An 18,859-nucleotide genomic window follows, 5' to 3' on the forward strand; every position below is an offset into this window, starting at 1 on the left:
GGTGATGCGGCCCGTTGCTTTGCTTTGTGTTCACGGCGTTCTACACCGAAGGTCAGGAATTGAGAAACAGCAAGACCGGAGCCTTCGACATGAGCGACATCGCCCCCGACTTCACCCTGCCCTCGACCGAGGGCGCCGACGTCACCCTTTCGGCCCTGCGCCCCGCCCCCGTGGTGCTGTTCTTCTACCCGCGCGACGACACCTCGGGCTGCACCAAGGAGAACGAGGAGTTCAGCGCCCTGCTGCCGGAGTTCGAGGCCGCGGGGATCAAGGTCTTCGGCCTGTCGAAGGACAGCCTCGCCAGCCACGAGAAATTCATGAAGAAGAAGGCGCTGACCGTGCCGCTGCTCTCCGACGAAGGCTCCGAGGTCTGCGAGGCCTACGACGTCTGGAAGGAGAAAAAGATGTACGGCAAGACCTTCATGGGGATCGAGCGCAGCACCTTCGTAATCGACGCCGAGGGCAAGATCGCCAAGGAATGGCGCAAGGTGAAGGTGCCGGGCCATGCCGCCGAGGTGCTCGAGGCCGCCAAGGCGCTCTGAGAGACGGATGGCGGACGCGAAAGGACAGGCCGGCATGACCAAGACCCTGAGCGAGATGGCGGTGGAGGTGCTCACCACCGCCGACGGGCGCGCCAAGACAGCGTTGAGCCATGCACATGCGAACGCATGGCGCGCCGCGCGCGAGGCCGGCACGCCGATCCCGTTGGGAAAGGCCGCGCCGCCGCTGCGCCCGTCACGCCCCGAAAAGCCCGAGCTTCTCGATCCGCGCGACGTGCCCAAGCGCAAGCCCGGCTCGGAAAAGGGCCGCATCGCGCTGCTGCACGCGGTGGCGCATATCGAGCTCAACGCCGTCGACCTGCACTGGGACATCATCGCCCGCTTCACCGACACGCGCTTCCCGCTCGGCTTCTACGACGACTGGGTGCGCGCGGCGGACGAGGAGTCCAAGCATTTTAACCTGATGTGCGACTGTCTCGAGGCGCAGGGCAGCTTCTACGGTGCCCTGCCCGCCCATGCCGGCATGTGGCGCGCCGCCGAAGACACCGCCGAGGACCTGCTGGGCCGCCTTGCCGTGGTTCCAATGGTACTCGAGGCGCGCGGGCTCGACGTGACGCCCGGCATGATAGACCTGTTCCGCCGCGCAGGCGCCGACGATGCCGTGGCCGCGCTCGAGACCATCTACGCCGAAGAGGTCGGCCACGTGGCCTATGGCTCAAAGTGGTTCCACTTCCTCTGCGGCCGCCACGAGCTCGACCCCAAGGACGTGTTCCACGATCTCGTGCGGCGCTATTTCCACAGCACGCTGAAGCCGCCCTTCAACGACGAGAAGCGCGCCGAAGCGGGTCTGCCGCTGGATTTCTACTGGCCTCTGGCCGAGGAATAATCGCTTGCAGGCGAACGTCCCGGGCAACAATGACGAAATATTGAGCGCCCGGAACCCCTTGGTGTCGGCGGTTTTTCGCCACCCAAGCGCGATTCCGCCGCGGCAAAACCACGGCAAGCCCAAAATTGTTGCGATTTTGTCGCTGCCTCTTTACCCCCTTGCCAAGACGTCGGGTGGGGAACCGGCGCATTGGAACTTGGACGGGAACAGGGGACAAATACGGTGAGAACGCGTTTCGCGATCAGAACCCATGCGCTGCTAGAGCGCGTTTTTCCAGAACGTCGGGTGTTTCTGAAATCGGACACCGACACACGCTTCATCCGGCTGCGCTCGGAGACGCAGGCCGTGGCCGCTCTCGGAGCGGGCCTGGTGGTCGCCTGGACCATCGTCGCCACTGCGATCCTGCTGATGGACAGCATCAGCGCCGGGAACTTCCGGGAACAGGCCAAGCGCGACCAGATCACCTACCAGCGCCGGCTCAACGAGCTCTCGCAAGAGCGTGACACCCGCACGGCGGAATCGCTCGCCGCGCAGGAACGCTTCAGCACAGCGCTCGAGCAGGTTTCGGCGATGCAGGGCAAGCTGCTCGACAGCGAGGCCCGCCGGCGCGAGCTCGAGACCGGCATCGATGTGATCCAGGCCACGCTGCGCGAGACCATGAAAGAGCGCGAGGATGTCAATGACCGCCTCGCCGCACTCGAGACCCAGATCGAGGGGGGCGACGTGGCCGTCGCTGGCGGCAACGAGGCGGATGGCACGCTCGACCTGCTGGCCGAGGCACTGGCCCGGACCGCCGAGGAGCGCGACCAGGTGGTCGCCGATGCGCAGGACGCGCTGGTGCGCGCCGACGAGATCGCCACCGAGCTGCGCCTGATGGAAGAGAAGAACGACCGCATCTTCCGCCAGCTCGAAGAGGCGATGACCGTCTCGGTCAAGCCGCTCGACAAGATGTTCTCCGATGCCGGGATGGACCCCGACCGCATCATCAGCCAGGTTCGCCGCGGCTATTCCGGCCAGGGAGGCCCTCTGACCCCGCTGACCTTCTCGACCCGCGGCGAGGAACCCTCCGCCGACATGGAGCGTGCCAACCGCATCCTCGGCGAGATGGACAAGCTCAACCTCTACCGCATCGCCGCCGAGAAGGCGCCCTTCGCCACGCCGCTGAAGGATCCCTTCCGCTTCACCTCGGGCTTCGGCCGCCGCTGGGGCCGCCTGCACGCGGGCACCGATTTCGCCGCGCCGCATGGCACGCCGATCTACTCGACCGCCGATGGCGTCGTGACCCATGCGGGCTGGATGTCGGGCTATGGCCGGCTGGTAAAGATCAAGCACGAGTTCGGAATCGAGACCCGCTACGCGCACATGTCCAAAATCCGCGTGAAGGTCGGCCAAAGGGTCTCGCGCGGGGACCGTGTTGGTGATATGGGAAATACCGGACGGTCGACCGGGACGCATCTTCATTACGAGGTCCGCGTCGGAGGCGAACCTGTGAACCCCATGATCTACATCAAGGCTGCAAACGATGTTTTCTAAGAGCAAGATCAACGAGCCCGGCCCCAAGGCCGAGGACAACGCACCGAAGCCGGCCGCCGAAGCTCCGCGCGCGCCCAGCGGCGACTTCAAGCCGTCGACCCCGCCGAAGGCGAAGCCGCCGGCATCGGTGCTGTCGAGCGATCTTCACATCACCGGCAACCTCAAGACCACCGGCGACATCCAGGTCGAAGGCACGGTCGAGGGCGACATCCGCGCCCACCTGCTGACCATCGGCGAGAGCGCCACCATCAAGGGCGAAGTCGTCGCCGACGACGTCGTCATCAACGGCCGCATCGTCGGCCGCGTGCGTGGCCTCAAGGTCCGCCTCACCGCCACCGCGCGGGTCGAGGGCGACATCATCCACAAGACCATCGCGATCGAGAGCGGCGCGCATTTCGAAGGCTCCGTGCAGCGTCAGGACGACCCGCTGTCGTCCCGCGGCAAAGGCGCCCCCGCCCCGGCGGCAGCACCGGCCCAGCAGCAGGCACCGGCAGCTCCGCAGGGTCAGGGCAGCTAAGCTCTCCCCTCCGAAGGTCATTCGAAACGCCGGGCCCCGCGCCCGGCGTTTTCTTTTGCGCCACCGAGATGCGGCATGCTGCGCTCATCCGGACAGCCAGTCGCGAACACGAAAACGGCGCCGCAATCGCTTGCGGCGCCGCCTCATTTTCCGGTTGGGACCAGCCTCAGTGCGCGGTCGCGCCCGCGGCCGTGTCTTCGCCCTTGGCCAGGGCCGCGGCGGCCTCTTCGGCCTCCTCGTCCCACTCGATGGGCTCGGGCTTGCCGATCAGCGCAATCTCGAGCACTTCCGACACGTGCTTGACGGGGATGATCTCGAGCCCCTCCTTCACGTTGTCGGGCAGCTCGGCCAGATCCTTCTCGTTCTCTTCGGGAATGAGAACGGTCTTGATCCCGCCGCGCAGCGCCGCGAGCAGCTTCTCTTTCAGGCCCCCGATGGCCGAGGCGTTGCCCCGCAGCGTGACCTCGCCGGTCATGGCGATGTCCTTGCGGACCGGCAGCCCGGTGAGCACCGAGACGATCGCCGTCACCATCGCAAGACCGGCCGAGGGGCCATCCTTGGGCGTCGCGCCATCGGGCACGTGCACGTGGATGTCCCACTTGTCGAAGCGCGGCGGCTTGACCCCGATCTGCGGCGCGATGGAGCGCACATAGGAGGACGCGGCCTCGATGCTCTCCTTCATCACGTCGCCGAGTTTACCGGTGGTCTTCATGCGCCCCTTGCCGGGCAGCTTCAGCGCCTCGATGTGCAGCAGGTCGCCCCCCACGGAGGTGTAGGCAAGCCCCGTCACAACGCCGATCTGGCTCTCGTCCTCGGCCAGGCCGTAGCGGTACTTCCGAACGCCGAGGAAATCGTCGAGGTTCTCCGGCGTCACCGTGACCTCTTCGGTCTCCTTCTTGACGATCTTGGTCACCGCCTTGCGGGCCAGGCGCGCGATTTCGCGCTCGAGGTTCCGCACCCCGGCCTCGCGGGTGTAGTAGCGCACAATGTCGGTCAGCGCTTCGTCGGTGAGCGTGAACTCGCCCTTCTTGAGCCCGTGGGCCTTGATCTGCTTGCTCAGCAGGTGGCGCTTGGCGATCTCGGTCTTCTCGTCCTCGGTGTAGCCCGAGAGCGGGATGATCTCCATCCGGTCAAGCAGCGGCCCCGGCATGTTGTACGAGTTCGACGTGGTGACGAACATCACGTTCGAAAGGTCGTACTCCACTTCGAGATAGTGATCGACGAAGGTGCCGTTCTGCTCGGGGTCGAGCACTTCCAGCATTGCCGAGGCCGGGTCGCCACGGAAGTCCTGCCCCATCTTGTCGATCTCGTCGAGCAGGATGAGCGGGTTCGTGGTCTTGGCCTTCTTCAGCGCCTGGATGATCTTGCCCGGCATCGAGCCGATATAGGTCCGGCGGTGACCGCGGATCTCGGACTCGTCGCGCACGCCACCCAGCGAGATGCGGATGAACTCGCGCCCGGTGGCCTTGGCCATCGACTTGCCGAGCGAGGTCTTACCGACACCCGGAGGGCCGACGAGACAGAGGATCGGGCCCTTGAGCTTCTGGCTGCGCGCCTGCACCGCGAGATACTCGACGATGCGTTCCTTGACCTTCTCGAGGCTGTAGTGATCGTGATCGAGCACGTCCTGCGCCCGGCCCAGATCCTTCTTCACGCGCGACTTGGTGCCCCACGGGATCGACAGCATCCAGTCGAGATAGTTGCGCACCACGGTGGCCTCGGCCGACATGGGCGACATGTTGCGCAGCTTCTTGAGCTCGGCATCGGCCTTCTCGCGGGCCTCTTTCGACAGCTTCGTGGCCTCGATGCGCTCGGCCAGTTCGTTGACCTCGTTCTGGCCATCCTCGCCATCGCCGAGTTCCTTCTGAATGGCCTTCATCTGCTCATTCAGGTAGTACTCGCGCTGGGTCTTCTCCATCTGGCTCTTGACGCGGGTCTTGATCTTTTTCTCGACCTGCAGAACCGACAGCTCACCCTGCATCAGGCCATAGACCTTCTCCAGCCGCTCGCTGATCGGCAGCGTCTCCAGAAGCTCCTGCTTCTGCTCCACCTCGATGCCGAGATGGCCCGCGACGAGGTCGGCCAGCTTCGCCGGCTCGGTGGTCTCGGAGACCGCCGAGAGCGCCTCTTCGGGGATGTTCTTCTTGACCTTCGCGTAGCGCTCGAACTCTTCACCGACGGTGCGCACAAGCGCCTGGATGGCGGCGGGATCGCCGGGCATCTCGGACACGTGCTCGGCCTTGGCCTCGAAGAACTCCTCGTTCTCGAGATACTCGGTGATCTTCACGCGGCTCTGGCCCTCGACCAGCACCTTGACGGTGCCGTCGGGCAGCTTGAGCAGCTGCAGCACGTTGGCCAGCACGCCGGCGCGGTAGATGCCGTCGCTGGTCGGGTCGTCGACCGCGGGGTCGATCTGGGCGGCAAGCAGGATCTGCTTGTCGTCGGCCATGACCTCCTCGAGTGCCTTCACCGACTTCTCGCGCCCCACGAAGAGCGGCACGATCATGTGCGGGAACACGACGATGTCGCGCAGCGGCAGCACGGGATAGGAGGAATTGAGAGGCTGTTGCATTAGCATTCCTTCGTCTTGGCAGGATGGCCCGGCCCCGGTTCTCCGGCGGCTCCCGCCATCCCCTGTCTCGGAGCTTTAAGGTGGGGTCGTGCCCTTCGGAAATCAACCGCGCCACCCTCCGGTCGACGCAGCATGACGAAGCGGGCCAGCGGCTGCAAGGCGACTTTTGCGTGACGGTGGCGAAAACGCGGACCCGAACCGGCACCACGCCGCACGGCTGCACAAGGAGGAACGGATGCGGCCCGTCAGGGCCGCATCCGCCGGTTCGCTCAGGTCTCGGGCGCGTCCTTGCCCTGCGACTGTGCGGCTTTCATCCGCGCCAGAAGCTCGGCCTTGCCTGCCTTGCCGGCAGTGGCGACCTTGCCCTTGGGCGCGTCCTTGTGGCGGTCGTAGCGCGGGGCGTTGCTGCCCGGGCGCGCGCCGCCCGATTTCGAGTAATCCATGTTCCGGCTCCTTGCCGCGAGTGCAGGCCCGTCTCATGCCGCAAGGCGCGGGCCCGCACAAGCATAACCGGATCAGGCCGCCTCGTCTTCCAGCGTCGGATAGTCGATCAGGCCCTCGGCGCCACCACCGTAGAAGGTGCTCTGGTCACCCTCGTTGAGCGGCGCCTCCCGGCGCAGGCGGTCGACCAGATCCGGGTTCGCGATGAACGGCCGTCCGAAGGCCACCAGATCCGCCTTGCCCTCGGCCACGGCACTGACCGCCATTTCGCGATCATAGCCGTTGTTGCCCATGTAGGGTCCCTCGAAGAGCTTGCGCAGGGCGTCGATGCTCTGGCCTTCCTCGAGCTCGCGCGAGCCGCCGGTGGCGCCTTCGACCATGTGCAGATAGGCGAGGCCATAGGCGTTGAGCTTGGGCACCACGTATTCGAAATCCGCCTGAGGATCGGCATCGTCGATGCCGTTCGCCGGCGAGAAGGGCGACAGGCGCAGGCCGGTGCGGTCGCCGCCGATCTCGTCGGTCACTGCATCGAGCACCTCGAAGAGGAAGCGGGCGCGGTTCTCGATCGCGCCGCCATAGGCGTCGTCACGCCGGTTGGCGCCGGTCTTGAGGAACTGGTCGATCAGGTAGCCATTGGCGCCGTGCACCTCGACCCCGTCGAACCCGGCCTTGATCGCCAGCGCGGCAGCCTTGCGGTAATCCTCGACCGTGGCCCTGATCTCGGCCTCGGTCAGGGCGCGCGGCTCGGACGTGTCCTCAAAGCCGTTCTGCGTGAAGGTCTGCACGCCTGCGGCAATCGCCGAGGGCGCCACCGGCGCCTGCCCGTCCGGCTGCAGCGAGGTGTGCGAGATGCGGCCCACATGCCAGAGCTGCACGACGATCTTGCCGCCGGCCTCGTGCACCGCGTCGGTCACGCGCTTCCACGCCGCGGCCTGCGCCTCGGTGTGGATGCCCGGCGTCTGGATATAGCCCTTGCCGGCGGGCGAGATCTGCGTCGCCTCGGTGATGATCAGGCCGGCGCCGGCGCGCTGGCGGTAATACTCCACATGCAGGTCGTTGACGGTGCCGTCCTCATCGTCGGCACGGTTGCGGGTCAGCGGCGCCATCACGATGCGATTGCTCATCGCGATGCCACCGGCGGTAAACTTGCTGAACAGGGCTTCGGTCATGGTCATGTCCTTTCGCGCTCGGGCCCGGAAGCGGGCCCCCCTTGGTTCGGAGGCAGGACATAGGTGCTTTCTGCGCCGCGACAACGCAGGGCCGCGTTGCAGCATGCACATGGGCTGTTCACCCGTGCAGGGGTGTTCTGAAACCGCACACCGAACCATCATCGACAGAAGAACGGCGCGCCCTCGTGAGGCGCGCCGCAAACATGGTTCTCCTGGACGGAACGCGTCAGTCGTCCCATTCCGGAAGGTCTTCGAGCTCTTCCTCGGTCAGCAGCGTGCTGTAGTTTCCGGCGTCGAAGGTCAGGTCCTCGAGCGAGACGACGATGTCCTCGTCTCCGATATCGAGGAACCCGCCGGCCTCGACCACGGCTGCCACCGGGATGCCGGTGACATCGACGAGGATCTCCTCGATCTCGCCGATCTTGTTGCCATCGGGGCCCATCACGTCCGCGTCATCGACGCTGTAGAGGTTGGACATGTCGACGCTCTGCGCCGCGGCGGCGCCGGTCATAAGGATCAGGGAGAGGGCGGGAAGAGTGATGTGGCGCATGGGGCCTCCTGTAACTTGCGTGTCAGGATCTCAATGCGGAGGACCGTGCCCGGGTTCCGCTCGCGGCCCCGGCACGGCGGTTCCATGCCCCACGGCGCGCTCGGCGCCGATGGGCGCGCTCTCAGAGGCGCTCGATATCGCCCTCGGCACGGCCGGCGTGGAACACAGCCTCCCAGGCATCGAACCGGCCCTCGGCGATGGCCCCACGCATCCCGTCCATGATGTCCTGGAAATATTGCAGGTTGTGCCAGGTCAGCAGCATCCCCGAAATCATCTCGTGCGAGCGGAACACGTGGTGCAGGTAGGCGCGCGAATAGCCGGTGCAGGCCGGGCAGGAACAGTGTTCGTCCAGCGGCCGCGGATCATCGGCGTGGCGGGCGTTCTTGATGTTGACCACGCCGCGCCGGGTGAAGGCCTGCCCGGTGCGCCCCGAGCGGGTCGGCAGCACGCAGTCCATCATGTCGATGCCGCGCTTGACCGCGCCGACGATGTCGTCGGGCTTGCCAACGCCCATCAGGTAGCGCGGCTTGTCCACCGGCAAGGTGTCCGGCGCGTGATCGAGACAGCCGAACATCGCCTCCTGCCCCTCGCCCACCGCGAGCCCGCCCACGGCGTAGCCGTCAAAGCCGATCTGTGTCAGCGCCTTGGCGCTCTCCTCGCGCAGGTCCGGCTCGAGCCCGCCCTGCTGGATGCCGAAGAGCATGTGCCCGGGCCGGTCGCCGAAGGCATCGCGCGAGCGCTGTGCCCAGCGCATCGACAGGCGCATGCTCTCCTCGAGCCGCTTGCGGTCGGCTGGCAGTGCCGGGCATTCGTCGAAACACATCACGATGTCCGAGCCCAGCAGGCGCTGGATCTCCATCGAGCGCTCGGGGGTAAGCATGTGCTTGGAGCCGTCGATATGGCTGCGGAAGCTGACCCCCTCCTCGGTGAGCTTGCGCAGATCCGCGAGGCTCATCACCTGGAACCCGCCCGAGTCGGTCAGGATCGGCCGGTCCCAATTCATGAACTGGTGCAGCCCGCCCAGCCGCGCGATGCGCTCGGCGGTGGGGCGCAGCATCAGGTGATAGGTGTTGCCCAGCAGGATGTCGGCCCCGGTGGAGCGGACCTGCTCGGGCAGCATCGCCTTGACGGTGGCAGCGGTGCCCACCGGCATGAAGGCCGGGGTGCGGATCTCGCCACGCGGGGTCGAGATCACGCCGGTGCGCGCCTTGCCGTCGGTGGCGTGGAGGGTGAAGGAGGTGGTGCTCATGCCTCTGCTCTGCCCCAAAGCGCAGGCTTTGCCAAGCCCGCAGCATCGGCACAGCGCCCCTGCCGCCGCAGCGCAACGTCAGGAAACGCCGCGCATTGTAAATTTATAGGTCGCGTTTACACCTGTGCCCGATCCTGCCCTGACACCCAACGGAACGGAGTTTTCCCTGCATGAACCGACCCTTCGCGCTTGCCTTCGCTGTTGCCATGATCTCGCTCACCCCCGCGGCGCAAGCCGCCAACACCGCCTTCGGCCCCAGCCAGAAGACGCTGCGCGCCAACAACGCGAACCCCCATCCCGGCGCATCCTACCAGGGCCAGGTCTATGTCACTCCCGGCGGCTGTTCGTATTCGCGGGCGCAGGTGCCGGGCTACAAGCCCACGTGGCACCTGATCCGCAACGGCGCGGCGGCCGGTCTCACCAACGCCCATCGCCGCTGCCCGACCATGCTGGGCGATTACGAGCGTCTCTGACGCCCGCGTCCCCGCTGCACCACCACGCCCGGAAAGCGCGCCGCCACGATTGCGCGGCGCGCGATCCCGCGCCACTCTCCGCGCCATGAGCAGCGACGACCCCAGCGACGAGACAAGCAAGAGCAATCGGCCCACCTGGCCCGGCGGCATCGATGCGGTGCTGACCCAGATGGAGGGCCGGCGCGACGCCATCACCTATGCTAGAGGCGAGGCCCCGCCGCCCGCCGATCTCGACCTCGCCCCGCTGGCCTTGCAGATCGTCGCCGACCCCGAAGATGATCCGTCCGAGGACCGCCCCTTCCGCTCCAGCTATCATCGCAAGCGTTTCGACCTGCGCCGAGAGCTGCAGGGCCAGAGCGAGCTGGTGTTTCTCAACGGCCTGCTCATCGCCCATCTGCGCAAGCGCGACTTCCCCACGCACCTGCCCGCGCTCTTCCATCGGCTCTGGGCCGAACAGGGCGCGCATCTGCTCGACACCCTCGATCCGCGCTGGCTGGTTTCGGCCGTCACCACCTTCGGCGATCACGGGCTGACCGCCACGCAACGCTCGGTCGGGCTGGCGCTGACCGTGCTCTTCGGCACCATGAAGCTCTACGAAACCGAGCGGCTCTATTCGGGCCAGCCCGCCGACCGACCCTTTGCGCTCGACCGCAAGGCAGGCGGCAAGCTGCCGCTGAACATGGACGCCTATTCCATCGTCAATGGCGGGCTCGACGTGAACATGATCGGGCGGCTCTGGATGGAGGCCGAGGCGGACCCGGTGATCGCCCCCCTCGCCCACCACCTGCTCGATCTGCTGATCCACGATGATCGCACGCTGTTCCGCCGGCTGATGGTCATGCGCAACCGCAAGGCCCGCCAGACGCCCGAGCCCGCCCCCGGCAAGCGCCCCGGCAACCCCGCCCCGGTGCCTGCCGAGACTGCGTCTCTCACGCCCGAGACCCTGCGCTGGGGGCTGGTCTCGACGATCCGTGCGCCTCTGCCCGTCATTGCGCGGTTCGCCGCCCATCATCTCGAGCTCGGCGCCCAGGCGCTGCACATCTATCTCGACGCCCCCGAGGCCGAGACCGCCGCCTTTCTCGAACGCCACCCGAGGATCCACGTCACCCGCTGCGACGACGCGTGGTGGCAGGCAACCGGCAAGCCCCGCCCCGAGGCGCACCAGCTGAGGCAGGCCCACAACGCCACCCGCTGCCTGCGCGCTGTGCACGATGAGCTCGACTGGCTCGGCCATATCGATGCCGACGAGTTCCTGCTCAGCGACCGCCCGGTGGCCGAGCTGCTCTCCGAGGTCTCGCGCGGCCACGCGCTGGCCCGCGTGGCGCCGGTGGAAGCGCTGGCAAACGACGCGGGCTGGCCGGTGCATTTCAAGCGCACCCATCACCACGCCGGGCAGAAGAAGGCGGTGCTGCAAGAGATCTACCCGACCTTCGGCATGCATCTTTATGGCGGTTTCCTGAGCCACACCTCCGGCAAGGTCTTTGCCCGCACCGGCATCCCCGAGACCCGTCTCGGCATCCACACGCTGAAATACCGCGGCGAGGATGCCAGCAACCGCGCCAAGCTCGAAGGCATCCACCTCGTCCACCTGCACGCACCCAGCTGGCAGCACTTCCGCGACCACCTCGCCTTCCGCCGCACGCAGGGCTCCTACCGGGCGCGCTCCGAGCGGAAAGAGATGGGACAGGCCAACCTGATCGCCTTTCTTGCAGGGGAAGAGGGCGAGGACGGGCTGCGGATGCTCTTCGACGAGGTCTGCGCCGACACCCCCGAGCTGCGCGCACGCCTTGCCGCGCATGACATGCTGCTGACCCGCGCCTTCGATCCAGATGCGGCTGTGGCGCGGATCTTCGGGGCGCTGCCATGATCCGCTGGGGCACCGTCACCACCACCAACGCCGCCCTGCCCGAGATCCTCGACTTCGCCGCCTGGCATCTCGAGCTCGGGGCGCACCGGCTTTACCTCTATCTCGACGATGCCATGCCAGAGGCGGAGGAGAGGCTGGCCGCCCACCCCAAGATCCGGGTCTTTCGCACCGATGATGCCTGGTGGGCCAAGCGCAACGGGCGGCCGAAAAAGCATCAGGTCCGGCAGAGCGCCAACGCCCGCCACGCCAACAATCGCAAACCCGAGGTCGACTGGCTCGCCCATATCGACACCGACGAGTTCCTGCTGCCCTCGCGCCCCGTGGCCGAGGAGCTGGCCGCCCTGCCCGAGAGCTGCCTCTGCGCCCGCGTGCGTCCGGTCGAGGCGCTGGCGCCGCTCGAGGCGGGTGCAGAGACCGTCTTCAAGGCCTTCCCCCTCGACCAGCGCGCCCGGCAGGAGGCGGCGGAGGCCTGCTTTCCCACATGGGGGCGTCATCTGTCGGGCGGGTTCCTGAGCCACGTTGCGGGAAAGCTGTTCTTCCGCCCCGGCACCAAGGGGCTTCAGATCCGCATCCACAATGTCGAGCTGGATGGCCAGACCAACCCCGGGCAGGTCGAACTCTCCGGCATCGAACTCGGCCATTTCCACGCCGCCGACAGGGAGCATTTCCTCCGTCTCTACCGCTTCCGGCTGGCGCAGGGGTCGTACCGGGCCGAGCTGAAGCCGCAGGCGCGCGGTGAAGGGGCTGTCAACCTTCACACCCTCTTCGAGATGATCGAAGGCGCGGGCGGCGAAGAGGCGCTGCGGCTGTTCTACGACGAGGTCTGCACCGCACGGCCCGCGCTGCTCGACCAGCTTTCCGCGCGCGGCTTGCTGCGCCGCCGCTGCATGGATCTCACCGCCCTGCGCCAACGTCATTTCCCCGGCGCCTGAGCCGCGATCAGCGACAAAGACGCCAACGGCGACGCGAACCTGTCGCCGTTCTCAGAACAACCCTTGCGCGACTGTCCCTTCGAGCCCACGATTTCACCCCCAAAATGCCGCGCTGATTGACGTTTCCCCGGTGATTCCGGTACAAGGCGCCACATTGGGATCGCATCAGCCATCACGTATGGGGCCAACCGGGCCCGATCCAGGACCATTCGCGCGGGCCAAGTCTCAGTGTCCGCACCCCAAAACGGACACGCATGACAAAGTTTTCTGATCTCAACCTGAACCCCAAGGTTCTCAAGGCCATCGAAGAAGCGGGCTACGAGACGCCGACGCCGATCCAGGCCGGCGCCATCCCCCACGCGCTCGAGGGCAAGGACGTGCTGGGCATCGCCCAGACCGGCACCGGCAAGACCGCCAGCTTCACGCTGCCGATGATCACCTCGCTGGCGCGTGGCCGCGCCCGCGCCCGGATGCCGCGCAGCCTCGTGCTGTGCCCCACGCGCGAGCTGGCCGCACAGGTGGCCGAGAACTTCGACACCTACGCGAAATACGTGAAGCTCACCAAGGCGCTGCTGATCGGCGGCGTGAGCTTCAAGGAACAGGAACAGCTCATCGACAAGGGCGTCGACGTGCTGATCGCCACCCCCGGCCGTCTGCTCGACCATTTCGAGCGCGGCAAGCTGATCCTCACCGATGTGAAGGTCATGGTGGTGGACGAGGCCGACCGGATGCTCGACATGGGCTTCATTCCGGATATCGAGCGGATCTTCTCGCTCACGCCCTTCACCCGCCAGACGCTGTTCTTCTCGGCCACCATGGCCCCCGAGATCGAGCGCATCACCAACACCTTCCTGTCGAACCCCGAGCGCATCGAAGTGGCCCGTCAGGCCACCGCGTCCGAAACGATCGAGCAGGGTGCCGTCTTCTTCAAGGGATCGCGGAAGGACCGCGAGGGCTCGGAGAAGCGCACGGTGCTGCGCCAGCTGATCGATCGCGAGGGCGAGAAATGCACCAACGCCATCGTCTTCTGCAACCGCAAGGTCGATGTCGACATCGTCGCCAAGTCGCTGAAGAAGTACGGCTACAACGCCGAGCCGATCCACGGTGACCTCGACCAGTCGCAGCGCACGCGCACCCTCGAAGGGTTCCGCGAAGGCTCGATCCGCCTGCTGATCGCCTCCGACGTGGCGGCCCGCGGCCTCGACGTGCCGAGCGTGAGCCACGTGTTCAACTTCGACGTGCCGGGCCATGCCGAGGATTACGTGCACCGCATCGGCCGCACCGGCCGTGCCGGGCGCGAAGGCAAGGCCTTCACCATCGTGGTGCCGCGCGACGAGAAGAACTTCGAGGATGTGGAGAAACTCCTGCAGAAGGAGATTCCGCGCGTCGAGCTGCCCGGCGTGAAAGCGCCCGCGAAGGCGGAGGCCACCGCCGACGAAGAGAAGACCGACGCGAAGCCCAAGCGCACCCGCTCGCGGTCGCGCAAGTCCGACAAGTCCGACAAGGTCAACGCCCCTGCCGAGGCGACTGCCGCGGAAGCCCCTGCCACCGAGGCCCCCGTCGAGGCGCCCGAGGAGAGCAAGGACACCAAGGAGAGCAAGGCCCCGGCGCAGAAGAGCGGCGCCGACAAGCCGCGCTCGGATCGTGGCCGCTCCGACAAGGGCCGGGGCCGTGGGTCCAAGTCCGACAACAACGTGGTGGGGATGGGCGATCACATGCCCGAGTTCATCGCGCTGAGCTTCGACGAGCGCCGCGCCAGCTGAACCGGCCCTTCTCGACAGAGACACGGAAAAGCGGACCCTCGGGTCCGCTTTTTTGCCTTTGTGACACTGAGTAAACCGAGCGACCTGCCGCGCCATCGCCTGCCCGCGGGGTGGCGATCCAACCTGCGACCCTCTCGATTTATCCCGGCCAAGTCCGAAGGATCTCTCAACCTCTTGCTGCCCTCACCAGATCGCCAGCCCGGGGGGCGGGCAGGCGATGGCGCGGCGGCCTTCGGCCTTGATTCCGCGCAGGCTTCGCTCAGATGCAGCCACAAGGCTCCAAAAGAAAAAGGCGGACCACCCGGCCCGCCTCTTCCGTCTCCAGGGCATCGCCCCGTATCTCAGTCCCGCAGCACGGCCATGCTGCTCTCGTCCCAGCCGATCCAGACCGGGGCCTCGCCCACGGACTGGCCGGTATCGGCATCGACATAGGCCTTGAGCGTGGCGCCATTGGCCTCCTCGACCATCAGGTCGAGCGCCATGCGGCTGCCGAGGAAGGTCTTGCCGACCACCCTGCCCTGCACCGCGTTGGCGGTGGTCGGGCGCTCGGCGTGGAAGCCCAGCCGCTCGAGGCGCACCGAGGCGGTGATCGCCTCACCGGCCTGCGGCACGCCGCCCGGCGCGTGGCCGCGCAGGGTGTTGCCGAACCAGTCCATCACAACCGCGTTGCCCTCGGTGCCGCGCAGTTCGCCGGTCAGCAGGTTGGTCTCGCCGATGAACTCGGCCACGAAGCGCGAGGCCGGGTGGAAGTAGAGCTCTTCCGGCGTGCCGTCCTGCTCCACGTGGCCCTTGTTCATGACCACGATGCGGTCCGACATGGTCAGCGCCTCTTCCTGATCGTGGGTGACGAAGAAGAAGGTCTTGTTGGTGCGGCGCTGGATCGATTTCAGCTCCTGCTGCACCTGTCCACGCAGCTTGGCGTCGAGCGCGCCCAAAGGCTCGTCGAGCAGCAGCAGCGCCGGATCGGGTGCCAGGGCGCGGGCCAGCGCCACGCGCTGCCGCTGACCGCCCGAGAGCTGCGCCGGGTAGCGGTCGCCATAAGCGGTCAGCTCGAGAAAGGACATGATCTCGTCCTGCCGCTTTGCGATCTCGGACTTGCCCATGCCCTTGAGCTCGAGCCCGAAGCCGATGTTCTGGCGCACCGTCATGTGCGGGAACAGCGCGTAGTCCTGGAACACCATGTTGACGTTGCGCTTCTCCGGCGGGCGCTTGGTCACATCATCGCCGCGCAGCAGCACCCGGCCGCTGGTCGGCTGCTCGAAGCCGCCGAGGATGCGCAGCGTGGTCGACTTGCCGCAGCCCGACGGGCCGAGGAAGGTGACGAACTCGCCCTGCGCAATGTCGAGCGTCAGGTTGTCGAGCGCCACGGTGTCGCCGAAGCGCTTGGTCACGCCTTCGAGGCGGACGAGAGGATCAGAAGACATGGATCAGCTATCCTTGTTCATGCGGCGGGTGAAACGCTCGGCCCAGACGCCGATCACGGCGGTCAGGACCAGCGCCACGGTCGCGATGGCGTTGATCTCGGGCGACATGCCCGATTTCAGCTTGGCGAAGATCAGCACCGGCAGGGTCGGCTCGTAGCCACCCAGGAAGAACGAGCGCACGAAATCGTCGAAGCTGAGGAGAAGACAGAAGATGCTCGCGCCCATGATGGCCGGCACGAGATAGGGAAAGGTGATGCGCAGGAAGGCGATCAGCGGGTCGGCACCGAGGTCGCGGGCGGCCTCGATCTGGCTCTTCGGCAGGGTCGAGAGCCGCGCCATCACCACCAGCACCACGAAGGGCACGTTGTGCACCGCGTGGCTCCAGACGATGGCGCCCATGCCCGGCTCGATTCCGAGATAGCGGGCGTAGATCCGGAAGGCGATGGCCGAGATGATGCCCGGGATCAGCGCCGGCAGCACGGTCATGCCGAAGATCGCCGCGCGGCCCCAGAACTTGCGCCCCTCGAGCAGCACCGCGATCCAGGTCCCGACGATCACCGAGAACACCGTCGAGAGCACCGCGATGGCCACCGAGTAACCGAAGGCGGCCAGCGTCTCGGTGTCGGCGAAGACGCCGGTGTACCAGTCGAGCGTCCAGGAGCGGATCGGGAAGCCGATGAAGTTGCTGTCCTTGAAACCCATCAGCACCATCAGGATCAGCGGCACGAACACATAGGCCACGAAGGCCCAGTAGACGCAGGAGAGCAGGATGCGGTTGTGACGGGTCATTTGGTGTCTCCCTTGCGCAGCGCGGTCATCAGCCGCTGGAAGGCCGCGGTGATGGCGAGCGCCGCGAGGAACATGATGACGGCAAAGGCCGCCCCCGTGGGCCATTGGTCACCGGCAACGTGGAAGAAGCCCGCGATGGTCTCGGCAAACACCGTCGTCGACGGCCCGCCCAGCAGCACCGGCGTGGCGTAGAAACCGGTCGAGATCAGGAACACCAGCGTGCAGCCCGACGAGATCCCTTCGAGGGTCATCGGCAGGGTGATGCGACGGAACCGGGTCCAGGCGCCCGCGCCGAGGTCGGCGGCGGCCTCGTTCATCGACTTCGGCAGCTTCTCGAGCGAGGAGTAGAGCGGCAGCAGCATGTAGAGCGCGGTCAGGTAGACGATGCCCACCCCCATGGAAAAGCTCGTGTACATGAACGGGATCGGCCGGTCGATCAGGCCGAAGAAGCGCAGCACCATGTTCACCGCGCCGGTGTTGCCGAGCAGGATCATGATGGCATAGGTCCGCACGATCTCGCCGACCCAGAACGGGATAAGCAGCAGCAGGAGCAGCAGCATCCGGTTCTTGGGGCTCACGTGCCGGGCCAGGAAATAGGCCACCGGGTAAGTGATGATCAGCGTGCAGAAGGTGAACACCCCGGCAAAGATCAGCGTCCGGAAGAACGGCATCCAGAAGATGCTGTCTCCGAAGAAGCTCAGGTAGTTGTCGAAGGTGAAATGCTGCTCGACGCCGGGCGCGACCGGGTAGGCATCGGTCAGCGACACGCGCAGCATCTGCAGCATCGGCCCGAGATGCTGGGTCAGCACCCACAGGATCGGGAACACGGCGAGGATCAGGAACTGGCGGCGCGGCGAAGCGGTGGCGAAGGTTGCAAGCCACTGGTACGGCGCCCAGCTCGACAGGCGTCCCCAGAAGGTGCGGTCGGAGGCGCTCTCCGCGACGGCCCCGCGTTCTTCGCGCGCGGATGCGTCATAGGTCATTGGGTCTTCCTTTCGAGAGGAACGACGGCGGGTCGTATGAGGGGCCCGCCCACCGGCCACGGGACCGGCGGACAGGTCTTAAGGCTCCGTGCGTGCTTACGCGGCCTTGATCGCTTCGACGGCCGGATCGACGAGGCCGTACTTCATCTCGTTCGCTTCGGCGCGGAAGAACTGCAGGTTGGCCAGCTGCTCGTCCGGGAAGGAGGTCGACTTCTTCTCGAGATCGGTCAGGTGGTTCGACGCGTCCTTGTAGGTCGAGATGAAGCCCGAAGCCTTGGTCATCGCGGCACCGATCTCGGGCGATGCGAGGATCGCGTTGAGGAAGGTGTAGGCGTTGTCCGGGTTCGGGCAGTTCTTGGCGATGTTGTAGGTGTAGACGAAGCCGTAGGAGCCTTCCTTCGGGATCGCCATGCCAAGCGGGAAGCCGTCGTTGATCAGGGCTGCCGCCGGGCCGTTCCACGAGTGGCCGAGCAGGATGTCCTGGTTGACCATCATCTGCTGGAATTCGGCGCCGCCGTCATAGTACTTGCGCACCAGCGGCTTGTGCTCGATCAGGAAGTTCTTGGCCTCCTCGACGATGGCCGCGGCCTTCTCCGGATCGTCCATGTAGGCGACCATGTTGCCGTCATAGCCCATCTTCAGCATGATGATCGACATCATGTCCTGGATGATATAGGCGGTCTGACCCGAGTATTTCTCGCTGAAGAGCGTGTCCCAGGTCTCGGCCTCTTCCGGCGAGACATAGTCGGTGTTGTAGGCCAGAACCTCCATGCCCGACAGGATCGGGGCGCCCCACTTCTCGCCGTTGATCGTCGACCAGTCGGACTCGGAGAAGGTCGGGTTGATGTTGCCCCAGTTGCTCAGACGGTCGGTGTCGAGCGGCGCCAGCAGGTCGCTGTCGATGAACTGCAGGAAGCGGTGGCCGGCCACGGTCATGATGTCCACGGACGGGTTCGGTGCTTCGGCGGCCAGCAGGTTGAACTGCTTGCCCTGGTCGTCGACGAGGCGGACGTTCACCTTGATGCCGGTCTCGGATTCGAACTGTTCCTTGAACGCTTCCGGAACGAAGTCGTTGTAGGTCCAGATGTTGACCTCGCCGCCCTGCGCGTGGGCACGGCGCAGATAGGCGGGGCTGGCGAGAGCGGCGCCGGTCATGGCCGCGGTGTTGAGGAACTTCCGGCGGTTGAGAATGAGTTTGGTCATGGGGTCGT

The 18,859-nt window shown here is 66.3% G+C and carries 17 protein-coding genes; 8 read left to right on the forward strand and 9 right to left on the reverse strand.

What is annotated here, in order from left to right:
* Positions 1-89 precede the first annotated feature (89 nt).
* The 4 genes from R2601_RS18800 to R2601_RS18815 all read left to right on the forward strand — a co-directional run bounded on the left by R2601_RS18800 (position 90) and on the right by R2601_RS18815 (position 3,436).
* Positions 90-542, forward strand: a complete 453-nt coding sequence (locus tag R2601_RS18800; protein ID WP_040544924.1) for a peroxiredoxin — start codon at positions 90-92, stop codon at positions 540-542.
* Between the two features lie 34 nt (positions 543-576).
* A complete protein-coding gene (locus R2601_RS18805) occupies positions 577-1,386 on the forward strand; it encodes a ferritin-like domain-containing protein (RefSeq protein ID WP_007801224.1) in 810 nt (269 codons plus the stop codon).
* A 222-nt stretch (positions 1,387-1,608) separates the two neighbouring features.
* On the forward strand, positions 1,609-2,919 hold the full coding sequence (locus R2601_RS18810) for a M23 family metallopeptidase (RefSeq protein ID WP_083793952.1): 1,311 nt from the start codon (positions 1,609-1,611) through the stop codon (positions 2,917-2,919).
* On the forward strand, positions 2,909-3,436 hold the full coding sequence (locus R2601_RS18815; protein ID WP_007801228.1) for a bactofilin family protein: 528 nt from the start codon (positions 2,909-2,911) through the stop codon (positions 3,434-3,436). The genes R2601_RS18810 and R2601_RS18815 overlap by 11 nt, the downstream gene beginning before the upstream one ends.
* Positions 3,437-3,602: 166 nt before the next feature.
* Here R2601_RS18815 and lon read toward each other — a convergent pair whose 3' ends face one another.
* From lon to tgt, 5 genes are all read right to left on the reverse strand, one after another.
* The gene (lon, locus tag R2601_RS18820) at positions 3,603-6,008 is read right to left on the reverse strand and encodes an endopeptidase La (protein ID WP_007801230.1); all 2,406 of its coding nucleotides are present in this window, start codon (positions 6,006-6,008) and stop codon (positions 3,603-3,605) included.
* Between the two features lie 269 nt (positions 6,009-6,277).
* Complete coding sequence (locus R2601_RS27085) at positions 6,278-6,451, reverse strand: hypothetical protein (RefSeq protein WP_007801235.1); 174 nt, start codon at positions 6,449-6,451, stop codon at positions 6,278-6,280.
* Between the two features lie 72 nt (positions 6,452-6,523).
* Complete coding sequence (locus R2601_RS18825) at positions 6,524-7,618, reverse strand: alkene reductase (protein ID WP_007801237.1); 1,095 nt, start codon at positions 7,616-7,618, stop codon at positions 6,524-6,526.
* A gap of 226 nt (positions 7,619-7,844) precedes the next feature.
* Positions 7,845-8,168, reverse strand: coding sequence for a PRC-barrel domain-containing protein (locus R2601_RS18830; protein WP_007801239.1), 324 nt, complete (start codon positions 8,166-8,168; stop codon positions 7,845-7,847).
* A 121-nt stretch (positions 8,169-8,289) separates the two neighbouring features.
* On the reverse strand, positions 8,290-9,417 hold the full coding sequence (gene tgt / locus R2601_RS18835; protein WP_007801241.1) for a tRNA guanosine(34) transglycosylase Tgt: 1,128 nt from the start codon (positions 9,415-9,417) through the stop codon (positions 8,290-8,292).
* A 170-nt stretch (positions 9,418-9,587) separates the two neighbouring features.
* Between tgt and R2601_RS18840 the strand changes: the two genes are divergently transcribed.
* The 4 genes from R2601_RS18840 (at position 9,588) to R2601_RS18855 (ending at position 14,452) form a co-directional block, all read left to right on the forward strand.
* Complete coding sequence (locus tag R2601_RS18840) at positions 9,588-9,890, forward strand: hypothetical protein (protein WP_007801242.1); 303 nt, start codon at positions 9,588-9,590, stop codon at positions 9,888-9,890.
* Between the two features lie 85 nt (positions 9,891-9,975).
* Positions 9,976-11,757 (forward strand): glycosyltransferase family 2 protein, encoded by a 1,782-nt coding sequence (locus R2601_RS25610; protein ID WP_007801243.1) that lies wholly within the window; start codon positions 9,976-9,978, stop codon positions 11,755-11,757.
* Complete coding sequence (locus tag R2601_RS18850; RefSeq protein ID WP_007801244.1) at positions 11,754-12,689, forward strand: glycosyltransferase family 2 protein; 936 nt, start codon at positions 11,754-11,756, stop codon at positions 12,687-12,689. Before R2601_RS25610 ends, R2601_RS18850 begins: the two co-directional genes overlap by 4 nt.
* Before the next feature lie 254 nt (positions 12,690-12,943).
* Positions 12,944-14,452, forward strand: a complete 1,509-nt coding sequence (locus tag R2601_RS18855; RefSeq protein ID WP_007801245.1) for a DEAD/DEAH box helicase — start codon at positions 12,944-12,946, stop codon at positions 14,450-14,452.
* 341 nt (positions 14,453-14,793) lie between these two features.
* On the opposite strand, the gene R2601_RS18860 is transcribed toward R2601_RS18855, so the two are convergent.
* The 4 genes from R2601_RS18860 to R2601_RS18875 form a co-directional block, all read right to left on the reverse strand.
* Complete coding sequence (locus R2601_RS18860) at positions 14,794-15,876, reverse strand: ABC transporter ATP-binding protein (RefSeq protein ID WP_007801246.1); 1,083 nt, start codon at positions 15,874-15,876, stop codon at positions 14,794-14,796.
* Positions 15,877-15,879: 3 nt separating this feature from the next.
* Positions 15,880-16,665 carry an ABC transporter permease gene (locus tag R2601_RS18865; protein ID WP_007801248.1) on the reverse strand — a complete coding sequence of 262 codons (786 nt, stop codon included), beginning with the start codon at positions 16,663-16,665 and terminating at the stop codon, positions 15,880-15,882.
* Positions 16,662-17,648: an ABC transporter permease gene (locus tag R2601_RS18870; protein WP_007801249.1), complete on the reverse strand. Its 987-nt coding sequence runs from the start codon at positions 17,646-17,648 to the stop codon at positions 16,662-16,664. Before R2601_RS18870 ends, R2601_RS18865 begins: the two co-directional genes overlap by 4 nt.
* Before the next feature lie 96 nt (positions 17,649-17,744).
* On the reverse strand, positions 17,745-18,851 hold the full coding sequence (locus R2601_RS18875; RefSeq protein ID WP_007801250.1) for an ABC transporter substrate-binding protein: 1,107 nt from the start codon (positions 18,849-18,851) through the stop codon (positions 17,745-17,747).
* Between the last annotated feature and the right edge of the window lie 8 nt (positions 18,852-18,859).

The sequence above is a fragment of the Salipiger bermudensis HTCC2601 genome (genome assembly GCF_000153725.1).
GTDB lineage: Bacteria > Pseudomonadota > Alphaproteobacteria > Rhodobacterales > Rhodobacteraceae > Salipiger > Salipiger bermudensis.

What these genes read in the sequence shown, in the direction of transcription:
- R2601_RS18840 (WP_007801242.1), top strand. Translation starts at nt 9,588, where the DNA reads ATGAACCGACCCTTCGCGCTTGCCTTCGCTGTTGCCATGATCTCGCTC.
- tgt (WP_007801241.1), bottom strand. Translation starts at nt 9,417, where the DNA reads ATGAGCACCACCTCCTTCACCCTCCACGCCACCGACGGCAAGGCGCGC.
- R2601_RS18805 (WP_007801224.1), top strand. Translation starts at nt 577, where the DNA reads ATGACCAAGACCCTGAGCGAGATGGCGGTGGAGGTGCTCACCACCGCC.
- R2601_RS18860 (WP_007801246.1), bottom strand. Translation starts at nt 15,876, where the DNA reads ATGTCTTCTGATCCTCTCGTCCGCCTCGAAGGCGTGACCAAGCGCTTC.
- R2601_RS18875 (WP_007801250.1), bottom strand. Translation starts at nt 18,851, where the DNA reads ATGACCAAACTCATTCTCAACCGCCGGAAGTTCCTCAACACCGCGGCC.
- lon (WP_007801230.1), bottom strand. Translation starts at nt 6,008, where the DNA reads ATGCAACAGCCTCTCAATTCCTCCTATCCCGTGCTGCCGCTGCGCGAC.
- R2601_RS18870 (WP_007801249.1), bottom strand. Translation starts at nt 17,648, where the DNA reads ATGACCTATGACGCATCCGCGCGCGAAGAACGCGGGGCCGTCGCGGAG.
- R2601_RS18865 (WP_007801248.1), bottom strand. Translation starts at nt 16,665, where the DNA reads ATGACCCGTCACAACCGCATCCTGCTCTCCTGCGTCTACTGGGCCTTC.
- R2601_RS25610 (WP_007801243.1), top strand. Translation starts at nt 9,976, where the DNA reads ATGAGCAGCGACGACCCCAGCGACGAGACAAGCAAGAGCAATCGGCCC.
- R2601_RS18800 (WP_040544924.1), top strand. Translation starts at nt 90, where the DNA reads ATGAGCGACATCGCCCCCGACTTCACCCTGCCCTCGACCGAGGGCGCC.
- R2601_RS18815 (WP_007801228.1), top strand. Translation starts at nt 2,909, where the DNA reads ATGTTTTCTAAGAGCAAGATCAACGAGCCCGGCCCCAAGGCCGAGGAC.
- R2601_RS18855 (WP_007801245.1), top strand. Translation starts at nt 12,944, where the DNA reads ATGACAAAGTTTTCTGATCTCAACCTGAACCCCAAGGTTCTCAAGGCC.
- R2601_RS18830 (WP_007801239.1), bottom strand. Translation starts at nt 8,168, where the DNA reads ATGCGCCACATCACTCTTCCCGCCCTCTCCCTGATCCTTATGACCGGC.
- R2601_RS18825 (WP_007801237.1), bottom strand. Translation starts at nt 7,618, where the DNA reads ATGACCGAAGCCCTGTTCAGCAAGTTTACCGCCGGTGGCATCGCGATG.
- R2601_RS27085 (WP_007801235.1), bottom strand. Translation starts at nt 6,451, where the DNA reads ATGGATTACTCGAAATCGGGCGGCGCGCGCCCGGGCAGCAACGCCCCG.
- R2601_RS18850 (WP_007801244.1), top strand. Translation starts at nt 11,754, where the DNA reads ATGATCCGCTGGGGCACCGTCACCACCACCAACGCCGCCCTGCCCGAG.